The 23,580-nt window shown below is 53.9% G+C and carries 22 protein-coding genes; 21 read left to right on the top strand and 1 reads right to left on the bottom strand.

Features of this window, described 5'->3' with window-relative positions; genetic code table 11:
- Positions 1-55 precede the first annotated feature (55 nt).
- From JOE25_RS14505 to nei, 4 genes are read left to right on the top strand one after another with little or no spacing between them, the layout of a single operon-like run.
- Positions 56-787: a DUF969 domain-containing protein gene (locus tag JOE25_RS14505; RefSeq protein WP_209636277.1), complete on the top strand. Its 732-nt coding sequence runs from the start codon at positions 56-58 to the stop codon at positions 785-787.
- Entirely contained in the window at positions 784-1,803 is a 1,020-nt protein-coding gene (locus JOE25_RS14500; protein ID WP_209636275.1) for a DUF979 domain-containing protein, read from the top strand. The genes JOE25_RS14505 and JOE25_RS14500 overlap by 4 nt, the downstream gene beginning before the upstream one ends.
- Before the next feature lie 9 nt (positions 1,804-1,812).
- On the top strand, positions 1,813-2,457 hold the full coding sequence (gene pcp, locus JOE25_RS14495) for a pyroglutamyl-peptidase I (protein WP_209636273.1): 645 nt from the start codon (positions 1,813-1,815) through the stop codon (positions 2,455-2,457).
- A gap of 56 nt (positions 2,458-2,513) precedes the next feature.
- Positions 2,514-3,305 (top strand): endonuclease VIII, encoded by a 792-nt coding sequence (gene nei / locus JOE25_RS14490; RefSeq protein ID WP_209636271.1) that lies wholly within the window; start codon positions 2,514-2,516, stop codon positions 3,303-3,305.
- Between the two features lie 59 nt (positions 3,306-3,364).
- Here nei and JOE25_RS14485 read toward each other — a convergent pair whose 3' ends face one another.
- A complete protein-coding gene (locus JOE25_RS14485) occupies positions 3,365-4,657 on the bottom strand; it encodes a citrate synthase (RefSeq protein ID WP_209636268.1) in 1,293 nt (430 codons plus the stop codon).
- A gap of 733 nt (positions 4,658-5,390) precedes the next feature.
- Between JOE25_RS14485 and sdhC the strand changes: the two genes are divergently transcribed.
- From sdhC to tolB, 17 genes are all read left to right on the top strand, one after another.
- Positions 5,391-5,780: a succinate dehydrogenase cytochrome b556 subunit gene (sdhC, locus tag JOE25_RS14480; RefSeq protein WP_020825671.1), complete on the top strand. Its 390-nt coding sequence runs from the start codon at positions 5,391-5,393 to the stop codon at positions 5,778-5,780.
- Positions 5,774-6,121, top strand: coding sequence for a succinate dehydrogenase membrane anchor subunit (sdhD, locus tag JOE25_RS14475; protein ID WP_209636266.1), 348 nt, complete (start codon positions 5,774-5,776; stop codon positions 6,119-6,121). Before sdhC ends, sdhD begins: the two co-directional genes overlap by 7 nt.
- A gap of 1 nt (position 6,122) precedes the next feature.
- Positions 6,123-7,889 (top strand): succinate dehydrogenase flavoprotein subunit, encoded by a 1,767-nt coding sequence (gene sdhA / locus JOE25_RS14470; protein ID WP_209636264.1) that lies wholly within the window; start codon positions 6,123-6,125, stop codon positions 7,887-7,889.
- A 16-nt stretch (positions 7,890-7,905) separates the two neighbouring features.
- A complete protein-coding gene (locus JOE25_RS14465; protein WP_209636262.1) occupies positions 7,906-8,622 on the top strand; it encodes a succinate dehydrogenase iron-sulfur subunit in 717 nt (238 codons plus the stop codon).
- 261 nt (positions 8,623-8,883) lie between these two features.
- Entirely contained in the window at positions 8,884-11,691 is a 2,808-nt protein-coding gene (gene sucA, locus JOE25_RS14460) for a 2-oxoglutarate dehydrogenase E1 component (protein ID WP_209636260.1), read from the top strand.
- A gap of 17 nt (positions 11,692-11,708) precedes the next feature.
- Positions 11,709-12,923 (top strand): 2-oxoglutarate dehydrogenase complex dihydrolipoyllysine-residue succinyltransferase, encoded by a 1,215-nt coding sequence (gene odhB / locus JOE25_RS14455; RefSeq protein WP_209636258.1) that lies wholly within the window; start codon positions 11,709-11,711, stop codon positions 12,921-12,923.
- 241 nt (positions 12,924-13,164) lie between these two features.
- On the top strand, positions 13,165-14,331 hold the full coding sequence (sucC, locus tag JOE25_RS14450; RefSeq protein WP_012005704.1) for an ADP-forming succinate--CoA ligase subunit beta: 1,167 nt from the start codon (positions 13,165-13,167) through the stop codon (positions 14,329-14,331).
- Positions 14,331-15,203, top strand: a complete 873-nt coding sequence (gene sucD / locus JOE25_RS14445; protein ID WP_209636256.1) for a succinate--CoA ligase subunit alpha — start codon at positions 14,331-14,333, stop codon at positions 15,201-15,203. The genes sucC and sucD overlap by 1 nt, the downstream gene beginning before the upstream one ends.
- Before the next feature lie 794 nt (positions 15,204-15,997).
- Positions 15,998-17,566 (top strand): cytochrome ubiquinol oxidase subunit I, encoded by a 1,569-nt coding sequence (cydA, locus tag JOE25_RS14440; protein WP_209636254.1) that lies wholly within the window; start codon positions 15,998-16,000, stop codon positions 17,564-17,566.
- Positions 17,567-17,580: 14 nt separating this feature from the next.
- Positions 17,581-18,720: a cytochrome d ubiquinol oxidase subunit II gene (cydB, locus tag JOE25_RS14435; RefSeq protein WP_209636252.1), complete on the top strand. Its 1,140-nt coding sequence runs from the start codon at positions 17,581-17,583 to the stop codon at positions 18,718-18,720.
- Positions 18,721-18,737: 17 nt separating this feature from the next.
- On the top strand, positions 18,738-18,851 hold the full coding sequence (gene cydX / locus JOE25_RS14430) for a cytochrome bd-I oxidase subunit CydX (protein WP_004949761.1): 114 nt from the start codon (positions 18,738-18,740) through the stop codon (positions 18,849-18,851).
- Positions 18,851-19,147, top strand: coding sequence for a cyd operon protein YbgE (gene ybgE / locus JOE25_RS14425; RefSeq protein WP_209636250.1), 297 nt, complete (start codon positions 18,851-18,853; stop codon positions 19,145-19,147). The genes cydX and ybgE overlap by 1 nt, the downstream gene beginning before the upstream one ends.
- 130 nt (positions 19,148-19,277) lie before the next feature.
- Positions 19,278-19,682, top strand: a complete 405-nt coding sequence (gene ybgC / locus JOE25_RS14420; RefSeq protein WP_012005710.1) for a tol-pal system-associated acyl-CoA thioesterase — start codon at positions 19,278-19,280, stop codon at positions 19,680-19,682.
- On the top strand, positions 19,679-20,362 hold the full coding sequence (gene tolQ, locus JOE25_RS14415) for a Tol-Pal system protein TolQ (protein WP_209636248.1): 684 nt from the start codon (positions 19,679-19,681) through the stop codon (positions 20,360-20,362). The genes ybgC and tolQ overlap by 4 nt, the downstream gene beginning before the upstream one ends.
- 12 nt (positions 20,363-20,374) lie before the next feature.
- Positions 20,375-20,803, top strand: a complete 429-nt coding sequence (gene tolR / locus JOE25_RS14410; protein ID WP_037418155.1) for a colicin uptake protein TolR — start codon at positions 20,375-20,377, stop codon at positions 20,801-20,803.
- Between the two features lie 81 nt (positions 20,804-20,884).
- Entirely contained in the window at positions 20,885-22,126 is a 1,242-nt protein-coding gene (gene tolA, locus JOE25_RS14405) for a cell envelope integrity protein TolA (protein ID WP_209636246.1), read from the top strand.
- Positions 22,127-22,259: 133 nt separating this feature from the next.
- A complete protein-coding gene (tolB, locus tag JOE25_RS14400; RefSeq protein WP_020825685.1) occupies positions 22,260-23,552 on the top strand; it encodes a Tol-Pal system beta propeller repeat protein TolB in 1,293 nt (430 codons plus the stop codon).
- Positions 23,553-23,580 lie beyond the last annotated feature (28 nt).

Below are 23,580 nucleotides of genomic sequence, written 5' to 3'. Positions count from 1 at the left end.
CAGTACACACAACATCACAAACAAAAAAACTATTAGAAATTATCGAGGGAATACTATGGAACAGGCCGTTAACCTCTGGCCATTGATTGGCATTGCCGCCATCGTGGTTGGATTTGTTTTACGCTTTAACCCCGTGCTGGTGGTGATTGTCGCCGGTATCATCACCGGGCTGGCGGCACTGATGCCGCTAGACGTGATCCTGGAAAAACTGGGTGAAGGCTTCCTCAATACCCGTAACCTGCCGCTGATCTTGTTACTGCCATTGGCGGTAATTGGTTTGCTGGAGCGCCACGGGTTGAAAGAGCGCGCGCAGGCGTGGATCGCCAAGATCAAAAGTGCCACCGCAGGACGGTTGTTGATCGTCTATCTGTTTGTCCGTGAAATCACCGCAGCCATGGGGCTGACCAGCCTGGGCGGGCATCCGCAAATGGTGCGTCCATTGTTGGCGCCGATGGCTGAAGGGGCAGCAGAAAACCGCTACGGCGAATTGCCGGAACGTACGCGCCACCGTCTGCGTGCCATGTCTGCTGCTACGGATAACGTCGGGTTGTTCTTTGGTGAGGATATTTTTGTGGCCTTCGGTGCCATTATCTTCATGCACAACTTTATGCTGGAGTCCGGTGGTATTCAGACCGAGCCATTGCATATCGCACTTTGGGGTATCCCGACGGCCATCTTTGCTTTCCTGATCCATTCATTCCGGCTTTATCGGATGGATAAACAGCTCAGTGCCGAATTGGCACAACTCAATCAGGCGGCGCTGCAGGCTAAAGGGGATGCTCAATGACTTTCCAACAACAATATCTCTATTGGCTGGCCGGTGTCGTGCTGTTGATCGTGGCGGTGATGTCTTTCCGCGATCGTGCCAATCCACGCCGCATCACCACGGGTTTGTTCTGGGCATTGTATGGCCTGGTGTTCCTGGTTGGCGACTGGACCTATCGTCTGTTAGGTGACGTGCTGGGTGAGGGCAGCAACGAGAAACGCATGCTGCACATCATTGTCGGTGTGGTGGTCGTGATCATGGCGTTGATCGCCGGTTTTGGCGGTGTACGCCTGGGTAGCTATCATCAGCGTACTCCACAACAGCGCGAAGAAAGTGCCAAGCGCCTGGGGAACCGGCTGTTTATTCCCGCATTGGCCATCCCGGTAGTGACGGTCGTGGGTGTACTGCTGTTTAACAATATTCCTGCGCTGCAAACCGCGGTATTCGGCAGCGGCAATCACGCAACCTTGATTACGCTGTTCTCGATGACCGCCGGTTGTTTGCTTGGCCTGGTTATCGCCGTGAAAATGACGCATGAAAAAGTGCTGCAACCGATCCAGGAAGCGCGTCGCCTGCTGGACTCCATCGGTTGGGCGTTTATTTTGCCGCAAATCCTCGCCACGCTGGGCCTGTTGTTTACCGCAGCCGGTGTCGGCACGGCCATTTCTCATCTGACCCAGGAGTATCTGGCGGTCGACAATCGCTTTATTGCCGTCGCGGTTTACGCTATCGGTATGGCGTTGCTGACGATGGTGATGGGCAATGCCTTTGCGGCTTTCCCCATTGTTACCGCAGGTATCGGTATTCCGATTCTGGTGTTACAGCATGGGGGTAACCCGGCAGTCATGGCGGCTATCGGTATGTTTTCCGGCTATTGCGGCACGCTGATGACGCCAATGGCTGCTAACTTTAATATTGTACCGGCGGCGTTATTGGAATTGCCGGACAAGAATGCGGTGATCAAAGCACAGGTACCGACTGGGGTGCTGCTGCTGCTGGTTAACGTATTCCTGCTTTATTTCCTGATGTTCCTGTAAGGAGAACGCATGCAAAAGGTATTGATCACGGGTTTTGAACCCTTTGGCGGCGAACGCGTTAATCCTTCGTGGGAAGTGGTCAAGCAACTCAATGATATGGAATTGGCTGGTGCGCGCATTATTGCGCGCCAACTGCCCTGCGTGTTCGGCGCGGCGTTGGAAACGCTGAATGCCGCGATTGATGAGGTACAACCCGTGATGGTGCTGGCTATCGGGCAGGCGGGTGGGCGCACCGATATAACCCTCGAACGGGTGGCGATCAACATCGATGATGCGCGTATCCCCGATAATCAGGGGCAGCAGCCAATAGACGAAGCTATCGTTGCAAGTGGGCCGGCAGCCTATTTCAGCACGTTGCCGATCAAGGCAATGGTGAACTCGATGCGTGAAGCCGGTATTCCGGCCTCGGTGTCACAAACGGCCGGGACCTATGTCTGCAACCACGTGATGTACGGCTTGTTGCACCGCTTGAGTGACCAACAGGCAATCAAGGGTGGGTTTATTCATATCCCTTATCTGCCGGAACAGGCGGCGGCGCACCCTGGTGCGCCGAGCATGGCCGCGAACACGGTGTTGTTTGCCCTCGAGCTGGCGATTTCCATTGCATTGCAGGTGGAACATGATTTGAAAGTGGTTGGCGGTGCGACACACTAACGCCCGTCATTCCCCTGTGCGGCTTGCTGCGCCGGGGCTTATTCAGGAGTTTTCATATGCCGGAAGGACCGGAAATTCGCCGGGCGGCAGATGCGCTGGCGGCGGCGGTGCTAGACCAACCGCTGACCGAGGTCGGTTTTGCTTTCCCCCAACTTAAACATTATCGCAATCAGCTAATTGGCGAACGTATTGTCGCTATTGAACCGCGTGGCAAGGCGCTGTTAACCCATTTTTCAAACGGATTGACGCTGTATAGCCATAACCAATTGTATGGCGTATGGAAGGTGGTGAACGCGGGGGAGATGCCTGAAACCAAACGGGATCTGCGTGTAAGGCTTGAAACGGCGGAGCGGGCGATTCTGTTGTACAGCGCTTCGGATATTACCGTCGGACCGCGTGAAGAGATAGAACAGCACCCGTTTTTAAAGCGCATTGGCCCTGACGTGTTGGACATGACGCTGACGGTGGCGGCAGTGGAGCTGCGACTCTTGTCGCCTGCATTTCGCCGCAGACAACTGGGCGGCATGTTGCTCGATCAAGCTTTTCTCGCGGGGTTGGGTAACTATCTGCGCGCAGAAATTCTTTGGCAGGCAGAATTGGCACCTCACCATAAGCCGCAAGATCTGTCGCCTGACGTTTTACAGCGGCTGGCGGAAGCTTTACTGGCGGTGCCGCGATTGTCTTACCAAACGCGCGGGCAGGTGGATGAAAACCGCCACCATGGTGCGCTGTTCAGTTTTAAAGTATTCCACCGCAGTGGCGAACCTTGTGAGCGTTGCGGTGCGATGATCGCGCGTACTTCATTGTCGTCCCGGCCTTTCTATTGGTGTCCGGGATGTCAGAAATAGCAAAAAAATGCCGCCCATTGGGGCGGCATTTTAGCGGCAATACGTAGGGTAAAGCGGCGTTACTTATTTTTCAGCTGGGACGTGAAGTCGCGTTCGGCATAGCCGGTGTACAACTGACGCGGACGGGCAATCTTGATGCCTTCGTCGTGCATTTCGTTCCAGTGTGCGATCCAGCCGATAGTACGGGCGATAGCGAAGATAACGGTAAACATGGAAGAAGGAATACCCATCGCCTTCAGGATGATACCTGAATAGAAGTCGACATTCGGGTACAGTTTCTTCTCGATGAAGTACGGATCGTTCAGCGCGATGTGTTCCAGCTCCATCGCCACTTCCAACAGGTTATCGTCCTTCTTGTTCAGCTCTTTCAGCACTTCGTGACAGGTTTCACGCATCACGGTGGCACGTGGGTCGTAGTTCTTGTACACGCGGTGGCCAAAGCCCATCAGACGGAATGAGTCGTTTTTGTCTTTGGCACGCTTGATGAACTCAGGGATGTGCTCAACGGTTTTGATCTCTTCCAGCATTTTCAGTGCGGCTTCGTTGGCACCGCCATGTGCTGGCCCCCACAGTGAAGCAATACCGGCAGCAATACAGGCAAACGGGTTAGCGCCTGAAGAGCCTGCGGTACGTACGGTTGAGGTGGACGCATTTTGCTCGTGGTCTGCGTGCAGGATCAGGATGCGATCCATAGCGCGTTCCAGCACCGGGTTCACCACGTATTCTTCACACGGAGTCGCGAACATCATATGCAGGAAGTTGCCGGCGTAGGACAGATCGTTGCGAGGGTAAACGAACGGCTGGCCCAGAGAATATTTGTAACACATGGCTGCCACGGTAGGCATTTTGGACAGCAGGCGGAACGCGGTGATTTCGCGGTGGCGCTCGTTGTTAACGTCCAGTGCATCGTGGTAGAACGCCGCCAGGGCACCTGTTACACCGCACAGCACGGCCATTGGGTGTGAGTCACGACGGAAACCACGGAACAGATGGGTGATCTGGTCGTGGATCATGGTGTGGCGGGTGACGGTCGTTTTGAAGGTCTCAAACTCTTCAGCAGTCGGGGTCTCGCCGTACAGCAGGATATAGCATACTTCCAGATAGGAAGATTCTTTCGCCAACTGTTCGATTGGGAAGCCACGATGCAGCAGTATGCCTTTGTCACCGTCGATAAAGGTGATTTTGGATTCGCAGGAAGCGGTAGAGGTAAAGCCGGGATCAAACGTGAAATAACCTTTGGAGCCCAAGGCGCGGACATCAAGGACATCGGGGCCCAGTGTCGGGGATAATACGCCCAGTTCGATTGGAGCTTCACCATCGTTAATGGTTAGCGTCGCTTTCTTATCAGTCATTTACAGTCTCCTTTGCGCCTTATTTTAAAAACCTCTAACAACTGAAATACCTTAATTCTCCTCAGGTTGCCCGCAAAAAATGGTGCGGACGCTAACTCTGTGAGCGACTGCGCAATTGCGCGGGTAGGGTACAGAGTGCTAACCAGGCGAACGAGGCGGGTGACCAGTTGTTAACGATTCATCGGAATTCGTTATGTTCTGTTAATCTTACCTACGACGTGTTCGGGGGTTGTTGAACCTATCCCAATAAACTGTTTTCTATGCCTTATTTAATTATGTCTGCGGCAATGTGCTGCAAATATGAACGGCAAAAACCGCCATTGGGATAGGTTCCGCCAAATACACTGTTGCATATCTTGAACACTGGGGGAAGTGTATCTGCTGACCTATAGCGCGTCATAGGGCCGTTTGTGCCCCTATATGTAATGGAATTGTTGATCTCTTGTCAAATCAGATAATTAATTTTGTGCCAATTGTGAAATCCGTGATCTAAATCACTGTTCGGGGGAAATGTTACCAAAGGGATTGTATGGGAATTGTAATCAGAATGTGATCCTCCTATACTGCCGCCAGGTCTCCGGGATACCCTGAAGTAGGAGCACCCAGCGTTATAACTACGCGCCGTTTAAGCACACAGGATGTTGTTGTTTGAGCGCGTGACGTGTGAGGGTTTTGGCTCTTAACGCTGTCTGATCCCCGCCCAGGCCGGAGGAAGGAAAATAATAAGAGCTGTGTGGGCAAAAACGTGAAAAAACAAAGACCTGTCAACCTGGATCTGCAAACGATCCGGTTTCCCGTAACTGCGATAGCGTCCATCTTACATCGAGTCTCTGGCGTAATTACCTTCGTTGCCGTGGGTATCCTCCTCTGGCTGCTGGGCCTGTCTCTCTCTTCCCAAGAGGGTTTCATGCAGGCTGCTGCCATCATGAATAGCTTCGTTGTCAAATTCATATTCTGGGGCATCCTCACTGCGCTGGCCTATCACATTTGCGGTGGCATTCGCCATTTGTTAATGGATTTTGGCTATATCGAAGAGAGTTTAGCCGCCGGTACCCGTTCTGCCCAGGTGGCGATCGGTCTGACCGTCGTGCTGTCAGTTCTGGCTGGAGTCCTCGTATGGTAAACAATGTTTCTGCATTAGGACGCAACGGCGTACACGACTGGTTGTTACTGCGTGCTTCCGCTATCGTCATCACCCTGTATGTACTGTATATCCTGGGCTTCTTCGTCACGGCCCCGGATCTCACCTACGAAATCTGGCGCGGTTTCTTCGCCACCTCTATTACGAAAGTGTTCACTGTACTGACGCTGCTGTCGATTCTGGTTCACGCCTGGGTCGGTTTGTGGCAGGTACTGACAGACTATGTCAAACCCGTCGCGGTGCGTCTGGTGTTGCAACTGGCGGTTATTGTCGTGTTGCTGGTCTATTTACTGTACGGAACAATCGTAGTGTGGGGTGCGTAAAATGAAACTGCCGGTCAGAGAGTTTGATGCTGTCGTTATCGGTGCAGGCGGCGCAGGTATGCGCGCGGCACTGCAAATTTCTCAAGCGGGCTCTACTTGCGCCTTGCTGTCAAAAGTCTTCCCGACCCGTTCCCATACCGTGTCTGCTCAGGGGGGTATTACCGTAGCCCTGGGTAACAACCACGAAGATAACTGGGAATGGCATATGTATGACACGGTGAAAGGCTCAGATTATATCGGTGACCAAGACGCCATTGAATATATGTGTAAAACCGGCCCTGAAGCCGTTCTGGAACTGGAACATATGGGGCTGCCGTTTTCTCGTACGGATGATGGCCGCATCTATCAGCGTCCATTCGGCGGCCAGTCACTGAACTTCGGTGGCGAGCAGGCGGCCCGCACTGCGGCGGCAGCTGACCGTACCGGTCACGCGTTGCTGCATACCCTGTATCAACAGAACCTGAAAAACCACACCACTATCTTCTCCGAGTGGTACGCGCTGGATCTGGTGAAAAACCAGGATGGTGCGGTCGTCGGTACCACGGCTATCTGCATTGAAACCGGTGAAGTGGTGTACTTCAAAGCCAAAGCTACCGTGTTGGCAACCGGCGGCGCAGGCCGTATTTACCAGTCCACCACTAACGCACATATCAATACCGGTGACGGTGTTGGCATGGCAATTCGTGCCGGCGTGCCCGTGCAGGACATGGAAATGTGGCAGTTCCACCCGACCGGCATCGCTGGCGCGGGTGTCTTGGTGACCGAAGGTTGCCGTGGCGAAGGCGGTTATCTGCTGAATAAACACGGCGAGCGTTTCATGGAGCGCTATGCGCCGAACGCTAAAGACCTGGCTGGTCGCGACGTGGTTGCTCGTTCGATCATGATTGAAATCCGCGAAGGCCGTGGTTGTGACGGTCCGTGGGGCCCGCACGTCAAACTGAAGTTGGATCACCTGGGCAAAGAAGTTCTGGAATCCCGCCTGCCGGGTATTCTGGAACTGTCGCGTACTTTCGCTCACGTCGATCCAGTGAAAGAACCTATTCCCGTTATTCCAACCTGTCACTACATGATGGGCGGTATTCCGACCAAAGTGACTGGCCAGGCACTGACTGTGAACGAGAAAGGCGAAGATGTTGTGATCCCGGGCCTGTTCGCCGTTGGCGAAATTGCCTGCGTATCCGTGCATGGCGCTAACCGTCTGGGTGGCAACTCGTTGCTGGACCTGGTGGTGTTCGGTCGTGCTGCCGGTATGCATCTGCAGGAGTCGATGGCAGAGCAGGGCGCAAGCCGTGATGCCAGTGAATCTGATGTGGAAGCGTCACTCGATCGTCTGAACCGCTGGAACAATACCCGTTCAGGTGAAGATCCGGTTGAAATCCGTAAGGCACTGCAAGCCTGTATGCAGCACAACTTCTCGGTATTCCGTGAAGGTGATGCGATGGCGAAAGGCCTGGAAGAGCTGAAAGAGATCCGTGAACGTCTGAAGAATGCACGTCTGGATGATACCTCCAGCGAGTTCAACACCCAACGCATTGAATGCCTGGAGTTGGATAACCTGATGGAGACTGCGTATTCCACCGCCGTGTCGGCCAACTTCCGTACTGAGAGCCGTGGTGCACATAGCCGCTTCGACTTCCCAGAACGTGACGATGCCAACTGGCTGTGTCATTCGCTGTATCAGCCGCAATCGGAAAGCATGACGCGTCGTGAAGTGAACATGCAACCGAAGCTGCGCCCGGCATTCCCGCCGAAAGTGCGTTCTTACTAATTGCGGAGATCGATTGATGAAACTCGAATTTTCAATTTATCGCTACAATCCGGATGTTGACGACGCTCCGCATATGCAGGACTACAGCCTGGAAGCGGAAGAAGGTCGCGACATGATGTTGCTGGATGCCTTGATCCAGCTGAAAGAGAAAGATCCGACCCTGTCGTTCCGCCGCTCTTGTCGTGAAGGGGTCTGTGGTTCCGATGGCCTCAACATGAACGGTAAAAACGGTCTGGCATGTATCACACCGGTCTCGTCGTTGCGTAAAGGCAATAACAAGATTGTGATTCGTCCGCTGCCAGGTTTGCCGGTCGTGCGCGATCTGGTCGTTGATATGGGTCAGTTCTACACCCAGTATGAAAAGATCAAGCCTTACCTGCAGAACGACGGCAAGAACCCACCGGCGCGTGAGCACCTGCAATCGCCGGAGCAACGCGCCAAGCTGGATGGTCTTTACGAGTGCATTCTGTGTGCATGTTGCTCGACGTCTTGCCCATCGTTCTGGTGGAACCCTGACAAATTCGTTGGCCCGGCTGGCCTGTTGGCGGCGTATCGCTTCCTGATCGACAGCCGTGATACGGAAACGGAAGAACGTTTAGACGATCTGGACGACGCTTTCAGTGTTTTCCGCTGCCATAGCATTATGAATTGTGTCAGTGTATGCCCTAAAGGCTTGAATCCGACGCGTGCTATCGGTCATATCAAGTCTATGTTGCTGCAACGCGGCGCATAAGTGGAATGAGATGCTGCGCCGGGCAGTTTCCGGCGCACATCGCAAAGGAGGGAGCCTCTAAAAACTGACCAGTGGTTGTGGCAACATGCAGCCTGGTTCGCCCGCCGGTTTTTAGAGGTTCCTTGTAAGGGACCGCGAGGTCCATAGCAGAACGTACCGTAAAAGTACGTCGAGTGAACCGTTTCTACGGCAAACCGTATCCATCACGGTAATTATGTTAACCACGGCGAAAACTAAAGCTTCAAAGCTTAAGGGATCATGATGCAGAACGGCGCAATGAAGGCCTGGCTGGATTCCTCCTATCTGGCGGGCGCGAACCAGTCTTACATAGAACAGCTCTATGAAGACTTCTTAACCGATCCGGGCTCCGTTGAAGATAGCTGGCGTTCCATTTTTCAACAGCTACCAACCGCGGGTGTAAAACCCGATCAGCTTCACTCTCAAACGCGTGACTACTTCCGCCGCCTGGCGAAAGACTCTGCGCGTTATAACACCACCATCAACGATCCAGACACCGACGCCAAACAGGTCAAGGTACTGCAGCTGATTAACGCCTTCCGTTTCCGCGGACATCAGCATGCCAACCTCGATCCGCTCGGTCTATGGCAGCGGGAGCAAGTTCCTGACCTTGAGCCTGGCTACCATAACCTGACCGAAGCCGACTTCCAGGAAACCTTCAACGTGGGTTCTTTCGCCATCGGCAAAGAAACCATGAAACTGGGCGACCTGTATGCTGCGCTGAAGCAGACCTACTGCGGTTCGATCGGTGCTGAATACATGCACATCACCAATACCGAAGAGAAACGCTGGATCCAGCAGCGTATCGAATCGGTCGTGGGTCACGCTAGCTTTACCAACGACGAGAAACGCCGTTTCCTGAACGAGCTGACCGCTGCGGAAGGTCTGGAACGCTACCTGGGTGCCAAGTTCCCGGGTGCGAAGCGCTTCTCGCTGGAAGGCGGCGATGCGCTGGTGCCGATGCTGAAAGAGATGGTGCGTCACGCCGGTAAGAATGGCACGCGCGAAGTGGTATTGGGCATGGCCCACCGCGGCCGTCTGAACGTGCTGATCAACGTGCTGGGTAAAAAACCTGCCGACCTGTTCGACGAGTTTGCCGGCAAGCACAAAGAACACCTCGGTACCGGTGACGTGAAATATCACCAAGGCTTCTCTTCCGACGTAGAAACCGAAGGCGGCATGGTTCACCTGGCGCTGGCGTTTAACCCTTCGCACCTGGAGATCGTCAGCCCAGTGGTTATGGGGTCTGTACGTGCTCGTCGTGACCGTTTGGATGAAGCGCGCAGCAATATGGTACTGCCAATCACCATCCACGGTGATGCCGCCATTACTGGCCAGGGCGTAGTTCAGGAAACGCTGAACATGTCTCAGGCTCGCGGCTATGAAGTGGGTGGTACGGTTCGTATCGTGATTAACAACCAGGTTGGTTTCACCACCTCCAACCCGTTGGATGCGCGTTCAACCGAATATTGTACCGACATTGCCAAGATGGTGCAGGCGCCGATCTTCCACGTGAATGCTGACGATCCTGAAGCGGTGGCCTTTGTTACCCGTCTGGCGTTGGATTTCCGTAACACCTTCAAACGTGACGTGATGATCGATCTGGTCTGCTACCGTCGCCACGGGCATAACGAGGCCGATGAGCCAAGTGCAACCCAGCCGGTGATGTACCAGAAGATCAAAAAACACCCTACGCCGCGCAAGCTTTATGCTGACGTGCTGACTGAACAAAAAGTCGCCACGCTGGAAGATGCCACGGAAATGGTCAACCTGTATCGTGATGCGCTCGACCGCGGTGACTGCGTGGTTGAAGAATGGCGTCCGATGAACCTGCACTCCTTTACCTGGTCGCCGTACCTCAACCATGAATGGGACGAAGAGTACCCAAGCAAAGTTGAAATGAAGCGCCTGCAGGAACTGGCCCGTCGCATCAGCACCGTGCCGGAAGCGATCGAAATGCAATCACGCGTAGCGAAAATCTACGGTGACCGCGCAGAGATGGCAGCAGGTAGTAAAGCGTTCGACTGGGGCGCAGCGGAAACGCTGGCTTACGCTACTTTGGTTGACGAAGGCATTCCAATCCGCCTTTCCGGTGAAGATGCCGGTCGCGGTACCTTCTTCCACCGTCATGCGGTGGTGCATAACCAGAAAAATGGCTCGGTCTACGTGCCGCTGGCCAATGTCCACAGCGGGCAGGGCGAGTTCAAAGTTTGGGACTCCGTACTGTCTGAAGAGGCCGTTCTGGCGTTCGAATATGGCTATGCCACCGCAGAACCACGCACCTTGACGATTTGGGAAGCGCAGTTCGGTGACTTCGCTAACGGCGCCCAGGTGGTCATCGACCAGTTCATCAGTTCCGGCGAGCAGAAATGGGGCCGTATGTGTGGTCTGGTGATGCTGCTGCCGCACGGTTACGAAGGCCAGGGCCCAGAGCACTCATCTGCGCGTCTGGAACGTTACCTGCAACTGTGTGCTGAGCAGAATATGCAGGTGTGCATCCCATCCACCCCGGCCCAGGTTTACCACATGCTGCGTCGTCAGGCGCTGCGCGGTATGCGCCGTCCGCTGGTGGTGATGTCACCGAAATCTCTGCTGCGTCACCCACTGGCGACCTCTTCTCTGGATGAGCTGGCTAACGGCACCTTCATGCCGGCGATTGGTGAGATCGACGATCTGGATCCGAAAGCGGTCAAACGCGTGGTGCTTTGCTCCGGTAAGGTCTATTACGATCTGCTGGAACAGCGTCGCAAAAACGACCAGAAAGACGTGGCCATCGTACGTATTGAGCAACTGTACCCGTTCCCGCATCAGGCCCTTCAGGCGGTGCTGGAGAAATATGCTCACGTGCATGATTTCGTCTGGTGTCAAGAAGAGCCGCTGAACCAGGGTGCCTGGTACTGTAGCCAACATAATTTCCGTGAAGTCGTGCCGTTCGGGGCTTCTTTACGTTACGCCGGACGTCCAGCCTCTGCCTCTCCGGCAGTCGGTTATATGTCCGTACACCAGAAGCAGCAGCAGGCTCTGGTTAATGACGCGCTGAATATTGATTAAAGATTAAGGGAAAGCAAATGAGTAGCGTAGATATTCTGGTTCCTGACCTTCCTGAATCGGTTGCAGATGCGACCGTAGCCACCTGGCACAAGAAACCAGGTGACAGCGTCCAGCGTGACGAAGTTCTGGTTGAAATCGAAACTGATAAAGTTGTGCTGGAAGTACCGGCCAGCGAAGCAGGGATCCTCGATGCGATCGTGGAAGAAGAGGGCGCAACCGTGCTTTCTCGCCAGATCCTCGGCCGTATTCGCCCGGGCAACAGTTCAGGCAAGCCGACCGAAGAGAAGAGCCAGGCTAAAGAAGCCACTCCAGCTCAGCGCGCAACCGCCAGCCTGGAAGAAGAAAGCAACGACGCACTCAGCCCGGCGATCCGCCGCCTGATTGCCGAGCACGATCTTGATGCTGCTGCCATCAAAGGTAGCGGTGTGGGTGGCCGTATCACCCGCGAAGATGTGGAAGCACATCTGGCTAACGGCAAGAAAGGCGATAAGCCAGCTGCCGTTGAGGCCGCTCCGCAGCCTGCTCTGAGCGGTCGCAGCGAGAAGCGTGTACCTATGACCCGCCTGCGCAAGCGCGTAGCCGAGCGCCTGTTGGAAGCGAAGAACAGCACTGCGATGCTGACGACCTTCAACGAAATCAACATGCAGCCGATCATGGACATGCGCAAGCAGTACGGTGAAGCCTTCGAAAAACGTCACGGTGTACGTCTGGGCTTCATGTCCTTCTACATCAAGGCCGTGGTTGAAGCGCTGAAACGCTTCCCGGAAGTGAATGCGTCTATCGACGGCACCGATGTGGTGTACCACAACTATTTCGATATCAGCATTGCAGTATCTACCCCACGTGGCCTGGTGACCCCAGTGCTGCGCGATGTAGACAGCATGAGCATGGCGGACATCGAGAAGAAAATCAAAGAACTGGCAGTCAAAGGCCGTGATGGCAAATTGACTGTGGAAGAGCTGACGGGCGGTAATTTCACCATTACCAACGGCGGCGTATTCGGTTCACTGATGTCTACCCCGATCATCAACCCACCGCAAAGCGCCATCCTGGGCATGCACGCCATTAAAGATCGCCCAATGGCGGTTAAAGGCCAGGTTGTGATTCAGCCAATGATGTATCTGGCACTGTCCTATGACCACCGCCTGATCGACGGTAAAGAATCCGTGGGTTACCTGGTGACGGTCAAAGAGATGCTGGAAGATCCGGCTCGTCTGCTGCTGGACGTTTAGTAACCCTGATGGGCGCGCGACCTTAAATAATTGAAGTTGCATCGCGGCGGCAACGGAACGAATCCCCAGGAACATAGCGAACTATGTGACTGGGGTGAGAGAAGGCAGCCAACAAAGTTGCAGCTTCAAGTATGGCGGGTACGCCGCGTCCACACTCTGTGCTATGTGGCCGATTAAAGTCATGCGGTTTTCCGCCAAAATGGCTCGGCTAAAACCTTCAGAACTGAATGGATAGAACATCATGAATTTACACGAATATCAGGCAAAACAGCTGTTTGCTCGGTATGGTATGCCGGCACCAACCGGTTATGCCTGTACCACACCGCGTGAAGCGGAAGAAGCCGCATCCAAAATCGGCTCCGGCCCGTGGGTGGTTAAATGTCAGGTTCATGCTGGCGGCCGCGGTAAAGCTGGCGGCGTTAAAGTCGTAAACAGCAAAGAAGATATCCGTGCTTTTGCTGAAGCCTGGTTGGGCAAACGTCTGGTGACTTACCAGACTGACGCGCTGGGTCAGCCGGTTCACCAGATCCTGGTAGAAGCCGCGACCGATATCGATAAAGAGCTGTACCTGGGTGCGGTAGTAGACCGTGCAAGCCGTCGCGTGGTGTTTATGGCATCCACCGAAGGTGGCGTTGAGATCGAGAAAGTTGCGGAAGAAACGCCGGAGCTGATCCACAAAATGACTATCGATCCACTGGCAGGCCCGCAGCCTTACCAGGGTCGTGAGTTGGCCTTCAAACTGGGCCTGACTGGCAAGCAAGTTGGCCAGTTCGCCAAGATCTTCATGGGTCTGGCGACCTTGTTCCTGGAGCGTGACCTGGCCATGGTTGAGATCAACCCGTTGGTCGTCACCAAGCAGGGCGATCTGATCTGCCTGGACGGTAAACTGGGCGCCGACGGCAACGCATTGTTCCGTCAGCCAGAGCTGCGTGAAATGCGCGACCTTTCTCAGGAAGATGAGCGTGAATCCCGTGCGGCTCAGTGGGAGCTGAACTACGTTGCTCTCGACGGCAACATCGGTTGCATGGTTAACGGCGCAGGCCTGGCGATGGGTACCATGGACATCGTTAAACTGCACGGCGGCGAACCTGCTAACTTCCTCGATGTGGGCGGCGGTGCAACCAAAGAGCGCGTGACCGAAGCATTCAAAATCATCCTGTCTGACGACAAGGTGAAAGCCGTTCTGGTTAACATTTTCGGTGGTATCGTGCGTTGCGACCTGATCGCCGACGGTATCATTGGCGCAGTCGCCGAAGTGGGCGTTAACGTCCCGGTGGTTGTGCGTCTGGAAGGGAATAACGCCGAGCTGGGCGCCAAGAAACTGGCGGACAGCGGTCTGAATATCATTGCTGCGACCAGCCTGACTGATGCGGCTCAGCAAGTTGTTGCGGCAGTGGGGAGCAAATAATGTCCATTTTAATCGATAAGAACACCAAAGTAATTTGCCAGGGCTTCACCGGTAGCCAGGGGACTTTCCACTCTGAGCAAGCTATCGCTTACGGCACCAAAATGGTCGGCGGCGTTACGCCGGGCAAAGGTGGCACTCAGCACCTGGGCCTGCCCGTGTTTAACACTGTGCGTGAAGCCGTAGAAGCGACTGGCGCCACAGCGTCCGTGATCTACGTACCGGCGCCATTCTGCAAAGATTCCATTCTGGAAGCTATCGATGCAGGCATCAAACTGATCATCACCATCACCGAAGGTATCCCAACGCTGGATATGCTGACCGTGAAAGTGAAGCTGGACGAAGCCGGCGTGCGCATGATCGGCCCTAACTGCCCAGGTGTTATCACCCCAGGCGAGTGCAAAATCGGCATCATGCCTGGCCACATCCACCTGCCGGGTAAAGTGGGTATCGTTTCCCGCTCTGGTACCCTGACCTATGAAGCGGTGAAACAAACCACGGATACCGGTCTGGGTCAGTCTACCTGTGTGGGCATCGGTGGTGACCCGATCCCGGGCTCCAACTTCATCGATATCCTCAAGCTGTTCCAGGAAGATCCGCAAACCGAAGCGATCGTGATGATCGGTGAAATCGGTGGCAGCGCGGAAGAAGAAGCCGCCGCTTACATCAAAGACCACGTGACCAAGCCAGTGGTTGGCTATATCGCGGGTGTTACCGCGCCTAAAGGCAAACGTATGGGCCATGCTGGTGCCATCATTGCCGGCGGTAAAGGCACGGCAGACGAGAAGTTTGCGGCGCTGGAAGCGGCAGGGGTTAAAACCGTACGCAGCCTGGCTGATATCGGTGAGGCAGTAAAAGCGGTTCTGAATCGCTAATTAACCGCCTGAAGTAACCCATATTTAAACAGGGCCAGACTTTTTGTCTGGCCCTGTTTTTTTGCCTGCCCTCGGCGGGAGCGTTAACCTATATCCTGTGTACCGGGCGTCAGGCACCTGCGGAGAGCCATTTCGTGGCGGAAAGAGGATAGGCGGTGGGTGTATATGCTGACCGTTTTAATCAATAATTTTTCTTTTTTATTGCCAGAAATTATCAGAGCAAAAAAATAAGCTAAGCTTGTCCTGAGAGTAGGTTAATAAAAGCTAACATTAGTCACAGGGCCACTTCGATTTAAATACAAATAACCATTAAATATCACATCTATTTAACACAAAAGGCACGTAGATAGACTACGAAACCATTGTGTAACATAACCACAAGATAATTATGAGAAATTGTGAGCTGAATCTGGAAATAAAATGCAGATAGGCTTAAATTGTTTCAGATCAAATTACGTCTGAATACCTCTTTAGGCCAGAATTTGACCTGTAACCAAAAGTCTAACCCATATCACGTAAAAACCTATTTATTGTGTGGGATTGGGCGAGTATCATCCATGATGAAAATGGATGGTTGATCTTGTTGCATTTGTTACCCGTTGTCGGTTTTCAGTGGTGTGTTTAGTACATTGGCCGGTGTGGCCTGCGTCGAATGCATGGTTGAAAGCGGAGAAGCTGGATCAAATTTTTGTTGTGTTTAAGGGCATTCACTGCGGGGCGTTACCGGTAGCTTCACCCGAAGTCATATCGATAACCGCATGTCGGAGTCTTCCTGCGAGGAGCAAGGAGTCAAGATGTTTGATATTGTCGAACTGTCGCGCTTACAGTTTGCTTTAACGGCGATGTACCATTTCTTATTTGTCCCATTAACGCTAGGTATGGCGTTTTTGCTGGCAATTATGGAAACGGTATATGTACTGTCAGGCAAGCAAATCTATAAAGATATGACCAAATTCTGGGGCAAGTTATTTGCAATTAACTTTGCTCTGGGTGTGGCCACCGGTTTGACCATGGAGTTCCAGTTCGGGACTAACTGGTCATATTTCTCACATTACGTCGGTGATATTTTCGGTGCCCCTCTGGCCATCGAAGGTCTGATGGCGTTCTTCCTTGAATCGACGCTGGTCGGCCTGTTCTTCTTCGGCTGGGATCGTCTGGGCAAGGTGCAGCACATGGCCGTTACCTGGCTCGTTGCATTAGGCTCAAACTTCTCTGCGCTGTGGATCCTGGTTGCCAACGGTTGGATGCAGAACCCAATTGCCTCGGATTTCAACTTCGAAACCATGCGTATGGAGATGCTCAGCTTCTCCGAACTGGTACTCAACCCCGTTGCGCAAGTGAAGTTTGTACACACCGTGGCTGCCGGCTATACCTGTGGCGCGATGTTCGTTCTGGGTATCAGTTCTTACTACCTGCTGAAAGGCCGTGATACTGCCTTTGCCAAGCGCTCTTTCGCTATTGCTGCCAGCTTCGGCATGGCTGCCGTGCTGTCTGTTATCGTACTGGGTGATGAATCCGGTTACGAAATGGGCGACGTGCAGAAAACCAAACTGGCTGCTATTGAAGCCGAGTGGGACACTCAACCGGCCCCGGCTTCCTTTACCCTGTTCGGTATTCCGAATCAGGATAAAATGGAAAACTCCTACTCTATCCAAATTCCTTATGCGCTTGGCCTGATTGCCACCCGCTCAACAGATACCCAGGTCACCGGCCTGAAAGATCTGATGGCGCAGCATGAAGTCCGTATCCGCAACGGTATGAAAGCCTACCAGTTGCTGGAAGAGCTGCGCAGCGGCAATACCGACCCGGCAGTACGTGCTGAGTTCAATAAAGCCAAACAGGATTTGGGCTACGGTTTACTGCTGAAGCGTTATACCCAGAACGTCACCGACGCGACGGAAACGCAGATCCAACAGGCAACCAAAGACTCCATTCCACGCGTAGCACCACTGTACTTCGCCTTCCGTATCATGGTGGCCTGTGGCGTGCTGATGCTGTTGATCATCGGTCTGTCGTTCTGGAGCGTCCTTCGCGGCCGCATTGGCCAGAAGAAGTGGCTGCATCGTGCGGCGCTGTACGGCTTGCCATTACCCTGGATTGCGATCGAAGCCGGCTGGTTCGTGGCTGAGTACGGTCGTCAGCCTTGGGCAATTGGTGAGGTGCTACCGACTGCGGTTGCGAACTCTTCACTGACTGCGGGCGACATTCTGTTCTCGATGGGGCTGATTTGCGGCTTGTACACCCTGTTCCTGGTGGCTGAAATGTACCTGATGTTCAAATTTGCACGTCTGGGTCCAAGCAGCCTGAAAACTGGCCGCTACCACTTTGAACAACCGACTGCCGCCGTGCAGGAAGCGCGCTAAACAGGAGTCCACGTATGTTTGATTATGAAGTACTGCGATTTATCTGGTGGGTCCTGATTGGCGTACTGCTGATCGGTTTCGCCGTCACCGACGGTTTCGACATGGGTGTCGGTATCCTGGTGCGCATTATCGGTAAAACCGATACTGAGCGCCGTGTGATGATCAACTCCATCGCACCGCACTGGGACGGTAACCAGGTGTGGCTGATCACTGCCGGTGGTGCGTTGTTTGCTGCCTGGCCAATGGTCTATGCGGCGGCGTTCTCCGGTTTCTATGTTGCTATGATCCTGGTGCTGTCTGCCTTGTTCTTCCGCCCGGTCGGTTTTGACTACCGTTCGAAGCTGGAAAGCAGCCGCTGGCGTAACATGTGGGACTGGGGCATCTTCATCGGCAGCTTCGTGCCGGCGGTGGTGTTCGGCGTGGCATTCGGTAACCTGCTGCAGGGCGTACCTTTCCACATGGACGAATACATGCGTCTGTTCTACACCGGCAACTTCTTCCAACTGCTGAATCCGTTTGGTCTGTTGGCGGGTGTGGTCAGTTTGACCATGCTGGTGACGCAGGGGGCAACTTACCTGCAGATGCGTACAACCGGTGAGATTCACCTGCGTGCTCGCGCTGCGGCGCAGATCTCCACGCTGGTGATGGCGGTATTCTTCCTGTTAGGTGGCATTTGGCTGGTAAAAGGCATCGATGGTTATGTGATTACCTCGGCGCTGGACACCATGGCAGAGTCTAACCCGATGCGCAAAGAAGTGGCTCATCAGGCCGGTGCCTGGTTGATCAACTTCAACAAGTATCCGCTGCTGTGGGCACTGCCTGCCTTGGGCGTGGTGCTGCCGTTGTTCACGATTCTGTTCTCTCGCTTGTCGAAAGACGCGCTGGCGTTCGTGACGTCGTCATTGACCATTGCCTGTGTGATCCTGACCGCCGGGGTAACCATGTTCCCGTTCGTGATGCCATCAAGCACGGTGCCTAACATCAGCCTGACGATGTGGGATGCCACCTCCAGCTTGTTGACGCTGGAAGTGATGACCGTTGTCGCGGCGATCTTCGTGCCTATCGTTCTGGGGTACACCAGCTGGTCGTACTACAAAATGTTCGGCCGTCTCGACAAAAACTTCGTCGAGAACAACAAGCATTCGCTGTATTAAGGATAGGGAGCTAAACCATGTGGTATTTTGCCTGGATTCTCGGAACGCTTCTTGCCTGTGCCTTCGGTATCATCACGGCGCTGGCGCTTGAGCATCACGAAGATTCAAAAGCACAGCAAGACGGTAAGTAATGAGTTCGTCATTGACTGACAAGCTGTACGCTATCACTGATAAGGGCCCTGTCAGGGCCCTTTCACTGGTGCTGGCGTTGATTTTGGCGGGCTGTATTTTCTGGGATCCGACCCGCTTTGCGGCGAAGACCAGCTCGCTGGAGATTTGGGAAGGCCTGCTGCTTATTTGGGCAGTGTGCGCCGGGGTGGTTCATGGCGTCGGGTTCCGACCGCAACGCACTTTGTGGCGTGCTTTTTTTGCGCCACTTCCGGCAATTGTGATCCTGGCCGCAGGATTACTTTACGTTTCTTTATAATCTCCGCTATACCCCCAAGTTATGGGCCATCGCGGCCCATAATTATTTTCGTTCCCATCTTGTAACCCATTCCCAACCCGATCCGTCTTGCGTATAGTAGCACCGTTAAATTGCATTGCTGGGAAGTAGAGTGAGTAATACGTTGTTTCGATGGCCGGTTCGCGTTTACTACGAAGATACCGATGCCAGTGGTGTTGTCTATCACGCCCGCTATGTGGCTTTTTTTGAAAGAGCGCGCACTGAGATGCTGCGTCATCATAACTTTCATCAACAGCAGCTGCTCAGTGAAAATGTCGCCTTCGCTGTCCGGCGCATGACGGTAGATTATCTGCTTCCCGCACGTCTTGATGACCAGTTGGAAGTTCAGAGTGAAATCACCTCGATGCGCGGGGCTTCTCTTACGTTTGCTCAACGTATTGTCAATTCTGACGGAACTCTTTTGAGTCAGGCCGATGTGTTGATTGCATGCATTGATCCACACCAAATGAAGCCGATAGCGCTTCCTAAGTCTATTGTCGCGGAGTTTAAGCAGTGAATGAGATGAACATCCTAGATTTATTCTTGAAGGCAAGCCTGCTGGTTAAGCTTATCATGTTGATTTTGATATGCTTCTCAGTGGCCTCCTGGGCGATCATCATTCAGCGCACCCGCATTTTGAATGCGGCTACGCGTGACGCCGAAGCCTTTGAAGACAAATTCTGGTCCGGTATTGAGCTTTCCCGTTTGTACCAGGAAAGCCAGGCACGTCGCGATAGCCTGACGGGTTCCGAACAAATTTTCCACTCTGGTTTCAAAGAGTTCGCGCGTTTGCATCGTGCTAACAACCATGCGCCGGAATCGGTGATCGAAGGGGCGTCGCGTGCGATGCGTATCTCGATGAACCGCGAACTGGAAACGCTGGAAACCCACATTCCTTTCCTTGGCACGGTAGGTTCGATCAGTCCATATATCGGCCTGTTCGGTACCGTGTGGGGGATTATGCATGCCTTTATCGCACTGGGCGCGGTTAAACAGGCCACGCTGCAAATGGTAGCGCCGGGTATCGCTGAAGCACTGATCGCAACGGCTATCGGTTTGTTCGCCGCTATTCCGGCTGTTATGGCCTATAACCGCCTCAACCAGCGCGTCAACAAGCTTGAGCAGAATTACGACAACTTTATGGAAGAGTTCACCGCTATTCTGCATCGTCAGGCCTTCTCCAGCGACAGCAAATAAGTAGGAGGTAGCATGGCGAGAGTTCGTGGACGTAATCGGCGCGAGCTGAAGTCCGAAATTAACATAGTTCCGTTGCTCGACGTGTTGCTGGTGCTGTTGCTGATCTTTATGGCAACGGCGCCGATTATCACGCAGAGTGTTGAGGTTGATCTGCCAGACGCCACCGATTCTAAAGCGGTGTCCAGTAGCGATAACCCGCCGGTAATCCTTGAGGTTTCCGGTGTGGGTCAATACACGTTAGTGGTAGATCACGATCGCATGGAGTTATTGCCGCCGGAGCAGGTTGCTGCCGAAGCCAAGTCGCGTTTAGCGGCTAACCCTAAAACGGTCTTTTTGATCGGTGGGGCAAAGGAAGTTCCGTATGATGAGATTATCAAGGCATTGAATATTCTCCATCAGGCGGGCGTCACTTCTGTAGGGCTGATGACCCAGCCGATCTGACCCTGAGGTCAGTGGCAACCCGGTTCCTGTGCTGCGGCGCAGGAACCCCGTATAAGCAATGCCAGTTTTTGGGAATCTATTTTGGTAAAGGCAACTGAGCAAAACGATAAGCTGAACCGCGCCGTTATTGTTTCGGTCGTTCTGCACTTTGTATTGATTGCCCTGCTGATTTGGGGATCGCTGCAAGAAAACGTCGAAATGAGTGCCGGCGGTGGCGGCGACGGTTCGGTCGTCGGTGCGGTGATGGTCGATCCCGGGGCAGTGGTGGAGCAGTACAACCGCCAACAACAGCAGAGTAACGACGCGCAGCGTGCTGAAAAGCAGCGCCAGAAAAAAGCGGAACAGCAGGCCGAAGAACTTCAGCAGAAGCAGGCGGCGGAACAGCAACGCCTGAAAGAGCTGGAGAAAGAGCGTTTGAGCGCGCAGGAAAAAGCGGCCCAGGACGCCAAAGCACAGGCTGAACAGCAAAAACAGGCCGCAGAGCAACAAAAGCAGGCAGCTGAACAGCAAAAAGTGGCCGAGAACGCCGCGGCGAAAGCCAAAGAACAACAGAAAGTAGCGGAAGCGGCCGCTGCGAAGGCCAAGGCTGAAGCGGATAAAGTCGCTAAAGCGCAGGCGGACGCACAGAAGAAAGCCGAGTCTGAAGCCAAGAAAGAAGCCGCTGCTGCCGCAGCCGCCAAGAAACAGGCGGAAGAGGCGAAGAAAGCTGCTGCTGAGGCTGCAGAACAAAAAGCTGCCGAAGCCGCGGAGAAAAAGGCTGCTGCTGACGCCGAGAAGAAGGCTGCGGCAGAAGCCGAGAAGGCTGAGAAAAAAGCGGCCGCGGAAGCTGAGAAAAAAGCCGCTGCTGCCGAAAAGGCTGCTGCTGAGAAAGCCGCAGCCAAGAAAGCCGCAGATGCCAAGAAGAAAGCTGCTGCAGCCGCTGCACAGTCATCAGAAGTTGACGATTTGTTCGGTGGTCTGGCGGACGGCAAAAACGCGCCGAAAGGCGGCGGCAAGCAGAAGGGTGACGGTAAACCGGCGGGTCAGGGCAATGCCAAGACTGCGGGTGCCAGTGGTGCTGAGATCAACGGCTATTTGGGGCAGATTACTTCGGCCATTCAAAGCAAGTTTTACGACGCAGACTTGTATAAAGGACGTAAGTGTGACCTGCGGATCAAATTGGCACCGGACGGCCTGTTGATTGATGTTAAATCTGAAGGGGGTGATCCAGCACTGTGTCAGGCGGCAATAGCTGCTGCGAAACAGGCGAAGATCCCGAAACCGCCAAGTCAGGCAGTTTATGAGGTGTTTAAGAATGCTCCCCTTACGTTTAAGCCACAATAATGGTTGTTTTAGCTAAGTCATACCGCAGGGATGTACTAAGGTAACCAACAGGGATTATGTAGTTTTGTTTGCGTTGGTTTGTTAAAATTCTGCTAATTTATCGCAGGCATCCCGCCTGGATAAGGGAGATGAGATGAAGCAGGCATTTCGAGTAGCGTTAGGTTTTTTGATTCTGTGGGCATCCGTTCTTCACGCGGAAGTTCGCATTGAAATCACCCAAGGGGTCGACTCTGCTCGTCCTATTGGTGTGGTGCCGTTTAAATGGGCGGGCCCAGGCACGCCTCCAGAAGATATTGGCAAGATTGTCGGCGCAGACCTGCGCAACAGCGGCAAATTCAACCCAATTGACGTGGCGCGTATGCCGCAGCAACCTACTACCGCGTCTGAAGTGACGCCGGCGGCATGGACTGCATTGGGCATTGACGCAGTCGTGGTCGGCCAGGTGCAACCTGGTGCAGACGGCGGCTACCTGATCTCTTATCAACTGGTGGACACCTCGGGTTCACCCGGCACCGTTCTGGCGCAGAACCAGTATAAAGTGACCAAGCAATGGTTGCGTTATTCTGCTCACACCGCCAGTGACGAAGTGTTTGAGAAGTTGACCGGTATTAAAGGTGCATTCCGTACCCGTATCGCTTACGTGGTGCAGACCAACGGCGGGAAATTCCCGTACGAGCTGCGCGTCGCGGATTATGACGGCTACAACCAGTTTGTGGTACACCGTTCACCGGAACCACTGATGTCCCCAGCCTGGTCACCGGACGGCAGCAAGCTGGCGTACGTGACCTTTGAGAGCGGCCGTTCAGCGTTGGTTGTGCAGACGCTGGCTAACGGTGCTATCCGTCAGATCGCGTCGTTCCCGCGTCACAACGGTGCACCTGCGTTCTCACCGGACGGCAGCCGACTGGCTTTTGCGCTGTCTAAAAGCGGCAGCCTGAACCTGTACGTGATGAACCTTGGCTCTGGCCAAATCACCCAAATCACCGACGGGCGCAGCAACAATACCGAACCGACCTGGTTCCCGGATGGCCAGTCTCTGGCTTATACCTCCGATCAGGGCGGCCGGCCACAGATTTATAAAGTCAGTGCCAGTGGCGGTGCGTCACAGCGTCTGACATGGGAAGGCTCTCAGAACCAGGATTCTGAAGTCAGCTCTGATGGTAAATTCCTGGTGATGGTGAGCTCCAACAATGGTGCTCAGCATATCGCCAAACAAGATCTCGGATCGGGCGCCGTTCAAGTTTTAACCGGCACCTTCCTGGACGAAACGCCTAGTATTGCGCCAAATGGCACCATGGTGATCTATAGCTCCACGCAAGGTATGGGCTCCGTGTTGCAACTGGTATCGACTGATGGGCGTTTCAAAGCGCGTCTTCCGGCAACTGATGGACAGGTCAAATTCCCTGCCTGGTCGCCGTATCTGTGATGCATGTGTAAATATGTATGGCAAACTA

The sequence above is a fragment of the Serratia sp. PL17 genome, assembly GCF_017832355.1.
Lineage (GTDB): Bacteria > Pseudomonadota > Gammaproteobacteria > Enterobacterales > Enterobacteriaceae > Serratia.
The sequence above is the reverse complement of the archived record's forward strand: the minus strand, read 5'-3'. Positions and strand labels throughout refer to the sequence as shown.